The organism is Pedobacter sp. (assembly GCF_035566355.1).
GTDB lineage: Bacteria > Bacteroidota > Bacteroidia > Sphingobacteriales > Sphingobacteriaceae > Pedobacter.
The window spans coordinates 1-5,131 of sequence record NZ_DATMRL010000250.1; the positions used below are offsets into that span (position 1 = coordinate 1).

Consider the following 5,131-nt stretch of genomic DNA (forward strand, 5'->3'; position numbering starts at 1 on the left):
GCATATAGCAATAGTTGGAAATATTGGTGCCGGCAAAACAACCCTAACTGGTTTGCTGGCTAAAAATTACGGGTGGGAAGCTTTATACGAAGCAGTGGATAACAATCCCTATCTTGAAGATTTTTACAGCGATATGAAACGCTGGAGTTTCAACCTTCAAATCTATTTTCTCAACAGTCGTTTCCAGCAGCTCGCAGAAATTGAGACCAATCAAAGAAATGTGATCCAGGACAGGACCATTTATGAAGATGCACATATTTTCGCAGAAAATCTGCATGAAATGGGTTTGATGACTACCCGGGACCACCAGAACTACAGAGCCATATTTGACAATATCACCTCATTTATTAAACCCCCGGATTTACTGGTTTATTTAAGAGCATCTGTTCCAACACTTGTGAACAATATCCAGCGCCGCGGAAGAGAGTACGAAGCCAGCATTCGTATTGATTATCTGTCCAAACTGAATGAAAAATATGAAGCCTGGATCCAGGACTATAAACTGGGAAAACTGCTGATCCTGGATAAGGACAAGCTTGATTTCACCAGCAATCCGGAAGACCTTGGCGCCGTGATCCAATCTATAGAAGCAGAAATCCACGGCCTTTTCTAAGATGAAGACCCTCGGCATTATACCATCCCGGTACGCATCCACCAGATTCCCAGGAAAACCCCTGGTACAAATAGATGGAAAAAGTATGATCCAGAGAGTATATGAACAGTCATCGCTGTCCAAATCTCTGGATCAGGTTGTAGTGGCAACAGACGATGTGCGTATTGCAGACGAAGTAAAACGGTTTGGAGGGACATATATCATGACTAGTGATACTCACCAAAGCGGCACAGACCGTTGCGCAGAAGTGATAGGCAAGCTAACAGACTTTGATCACGTTATCAATATACAGGGCGATGAACCTTACATCAACCCAGAACAAATTGATCTGGTTGCTTCCTGTTTCCAGGAGAAGCATGTACAATTAGCAACCTTAATTAAGGTAATCACCAGCCAGGAAGAACTGCTGAATACCAACATTCCAAAAGTTGTATTAAATACAGCTGGAGAGGCTCTTTATTTCAGCAGGCAAACTATCCCTTATATCAGAAATGCTTCAGAAAAAGATTGGCTGAAAAACCATACCTTTTACAAACACATAGGTATTTACGGCTATACAACAACCGTTTTAAACGAGATTACCAAACTCTCCTCTTCCAGCCTGGAACAGGCAGAAAATCTCGAACAACTAAGGTGGCTGGAAAATGGTTATAGAATTCAGACCAGAACAACCACATTAGAAACATTAGCTATAGATACACCAGACGATTTGAATAGAATCTTTAAGTCTTAAATCTTATCTTAGGTCTATAAAACTCCAATTCCAATGAAGATTATTGCATCTATCTTAATGATCGGCCTTTTCCTTTCAGCCTGTAATTCTGATACAGACAAAAAGACTGCAGCAAAGGAAAATAATGTAAAAACGGTTTTAAAACCTTTTAGTGATTCCACAAAAATGGATACATTCAAAGTTTCCCTTAGTGGTAGTAAACCAAAAGAGATGCTGCTCACTTTTCACATTATCTCATTTGACGGAAAAGAAATCTATCAAAAAGTGTTAAAAGCAACAGATCTGCTGGATAACTATAAAGAAACTGTAGACTTGAGTAAGGAAAAAAGTCAACGTAATTTCATGGCTGATGAATTTAACTTTTTCCTGGAAGATGAGAATTTTCTGGAACCTGCAGTCACAGCAGAAGAAACCCCCGATCAATACACTGCTGATAAAGCTTTTTATGAAGAATTAAAACGTTCCAATCTTAACGGTTTTAAATACCGGATCAGCAAAGAAACTAAAGTGTATATTGCTTGGTCTATCCTGGAAAAAAAAGTAAAAATATATTACAAATGCTGCTAAGCAAGCAAAGCTTAGTGTAAGCAATCTGAAAGACCATCAGAAGGTTTATTTTTTAAAAAATATATTATGTTAGCATAATATTAACCCAAAAATTCATAAATCTTATCATAAATTTATTTAAAACAGAAAATAATCTATCTGAAATACAGATAGTTAAATAAAAAACAAGGCATTGTTATACAAATGTCAAAATATGTTCAAAAAATTATATTAGTTTTACCTTAGTGTAACAAAGAAACCAACCATAAATAATCATAAATACCTAAACCGCATATTCTAACCAAATATAAAATAAAAGAGTGCCTGGAGTTATTCAGGCCTTTTTTTTGCCCGTTTTTCAAACGTTCTTCCATATCCAGTTCAGATATATTTCAAAAAGAATAGAGTTGAATCCGCATTTATTTACTAACTTTGTATCCCGTACAAAAACGATAAGAAAGCAATAAAACTGCCTCTTATTACACAAATTCACAAACATGACTAAGTATATTTTTGTTACGGGCGGTGTTACTTCCTCATTAGGAAAGGGCATCATCTCCGCTTCATTGGCCAAACTTTTACAAGCACGGGGTTACAGAGTAACCATCCAAAAATTTGATCCTTATATCAATATTGATCCAGGAACACTCAACCCTTATGAACATGGCGAATGCTATGTAACCGAAGATGGCGCAGAAACAGATTTGGACTTAGGTCACTACGAACGTTTCCTGAATGTTCCAACCTCCCAGGCCAACAATATTACCACAGGAAGAATCTATCAGAATGTAATTAATAAAGAGCGTCAGGGTGAATATTTAGGTAAAACAGTCCAGGTAGTTCCTCACATCACCGATGAGATCAAACGAAATATGCGTATCCTCGGCGAAAGTGGACAATACGATATCGTTATCACAGAACTTGGCGGAACCGTAGGTGATATTGAATCCCTACCTTTCATTGAAGCTGTACGCCAGTTTAAGTGGGAAGAGGGTGCAAACAATGCTATTGTGATCCACCTTACCTTAATTCCATTTTTAGCTGCTGCCGGTGAATTGAAAACAAAACCGACGCAGCACTCTGTAAAAGCACTTTTAGAGTACGGAATACAGCCAGACATCTTGGTTTGCCGTACTGAGCACCACATTACCCCTGATATCCGTAAAAAGATTGCTTTGTTCTGCAATGTGAATATCAATGCTGTAGTAGAATCTATTGATGCCTCTTCCATCTATTCGGTGCCATTACTGATGATGAAAGAGCAGCTGGATAAAACTGTATTGAGCAAACTTAAGTTACCTCAAAAGAACGAACCAGATATGGAAAGCTGGAAAGATTTCCTCGGTCGTCTTAAAAACCCTACTGCTGAAGTAAAAATCGGTCTTGTAGGTAAATATATAGAATTACCTGATGCCTATAAATCAATTACAGAGGCTTTTATTCATGCAGGTGCTAAAAATGAGTGTAAGGTAAGAGTAGAATACATTCATTCCGAAAGCCTTTATGAGGATAACGCGAAAGAAAAACTCTCACATTTAGACGGTGTATTGGTTGCTCCAGGATTTGGAAGCCGTGGAATTGAAGGAAAAATCGATACAATAAAATATGTAAGGGAAAATGAAGTTCCTTTCTTTGGTATCTGTTTGGGTATGCAATGCGCAGTGATCGAATTTGGACGGAATGTTTTAGGACTGGAGGGTGCCAATACCGTTGAAATTGACGAAAACACTAAATTCCCTGTCATCAATATGATGGAAGATCAAAAAAACATTACTACAAAAGGCGGTACCATGAGATTAGGTGCTTATCCTTGTGATGTTAAAAAAGGCACAAAAGCATTTGCAGCTTATGGAAAGAGTCATATTTCCGAGCGCCACAGACATCGTTACGAGTTCAATAACGAATATTTGAAACAGTATGAAGAGGCTGGAATGATTGCTTCAGGAACCAATCCTGACAGCCATCTTGTTGAAATTGTAGAGCTAAAAAATCATCCTTTTTTCGTTGGGGGACAATTTCATCCCGAATTAAAGTCAACAGTTGCTAATCCTCACCCACTTTTTGTTAAATTTGTCGCCGCTGCGATGGAGTATGCGAAGAAAAAAACAAAAAAATAAGCGTTTAAATAACAATAATGGATAGAAATACATTTACAGGGCTGTTCCTGATTATGATCGTGTTGGCCGGTTCTTTTTACTTTTTTAAGCCAAGTGATGCTGAATTAAAAAAAGAACAAGCCAGGATCACTGCAGATTCAGCTAAAAAAGCGGGTGTTAAGACTCCTGCTGCAATAGCTCCGGCTGCTGCCCCGGCTTTAGATTCAGCAGCCTTAAAAGGTCCTTTTGGAACAAACCTCACCGGTACTGAAGCAAAAAGTGTATTAGAAAATGAAAAGTTAAAACTCACATTCACTAATAAAGGCGGTAAAATATTATCAGTTGAAATAAAGAACGAGAAAACTTATAAAGGACAACCCGTTGTATTGTATGATGGAAATGCCAATAAATTTGGTCTCAATCTGAACATCGGTGGCAAAATTGTAAGTACAAATGATCTTTATTTTACTTCAGCCAAAACCTCAGGTACTTCACTGACCATGCGGGCAACTTACGGAGAAGGCAAGTACATTGAATTTTTCTATGATTTAAAACCCAACAGCAATAATGTTGCCTTTAACATTAATCTGAACGGTTTAAACCAGGTGATCCAAAGCAATAACATTTCCCTGAACTGGGAAGCAACCTTGCTGGAACAGGAAAAATCACTTAAAAATGAACAACGTTATTCTGCACCATATTACAAATACATAGATAACACGCCAGATCATTTAAACATTGCCAAAGATGTTAAAGAAGATCTGACTAAGGGTAAAGTAGAATGGATTGCTTTCAAACAACATTTCTTTTCAGGAGTCCTGATTCCTAAAGACGGTTTTGAAAAAGGAAATCTGGAAGTTAAAGTAAGTACTGAGCCTGGAGAAGTTAAATGGTATGGTGCAAATATGGTACTGCCATATAACCAATTGGCTGCTCAAAGCTATGCTATGGAATTTTATTTTGGCAATAACAAATTCTCTGAACTTAAAAAACAAGGCCATGAAATAGAGAAACTGGTAGAAATGGGTTACTGGCCTTTAAAATATATCAACAGATTTGTTGTATTGCCTGTGTTCAACTTCCTGGAAGGATTTGGATGGAATTACGGTCTGATCATTTTGGTATTAACCATTATGTTGAAAC

The 5,131-nt window shown here is 37.6% G+C and carries 5 protein-coding genes; all 5 read left to right on the plus strand.

The window, feature by feature from the left end:
* Positions 1–613, plus strand: a 613-nt coding sequence (locus tag VNZ46_RS09675) for a deoxynucleoside kinase (protein WP_325559948.1), incomplete at its 5' end; no start/stop codon positions are given.
* Between the two features lies 1 nt (position 614).
* Complete coding sequence (kdsB, locus tag VNZ46_RS09680; RefSeq protein ID WP_325559949.1) at positions 615–1,346, plus strand: 3-deoxy-manno-octulosonate cytidylyltransferase; 732 nt, start codon at positions 615–617, stop codon at positions 1,344–1,346.
* Positions 1,347–1,379: 33 nt separating this feature from the next.
* Positions 1,380–1,913: a hypothetical protein gene (locus tag VNZ46_RS09685; RefSeq protein ID WP_325559950.1), complete on the plus strand. Its 534-nt coding sequence runs from the start codon at positions 1,380–1,382 to the stop codon at positions 1,911–1,913.
* 476 nt (positions 1,914–2,389) lie between these two features.
* Positions 2,390–4,009: a CTP synthase gene (locus tag VNZ46_RS09690; RefSeq protein ID WP_325559951.1), complete on the plus strand. Its 1,620-nt coding sequence runs from the start codon at positions 2,390–2,392 to the stop codon at positions 4,007–4,009.
* Between the two features lie 17 nt (positions 4,010–4,026).
* Positions 4,027–5,131 (plus strand): membrane protein insertase YidC (yidC, locus tag VNZ46_RS09695; RefSeq protein ID WP_325559952.1); only part of this gene is annotated, 1,105 nt, incomplete at its 3' end.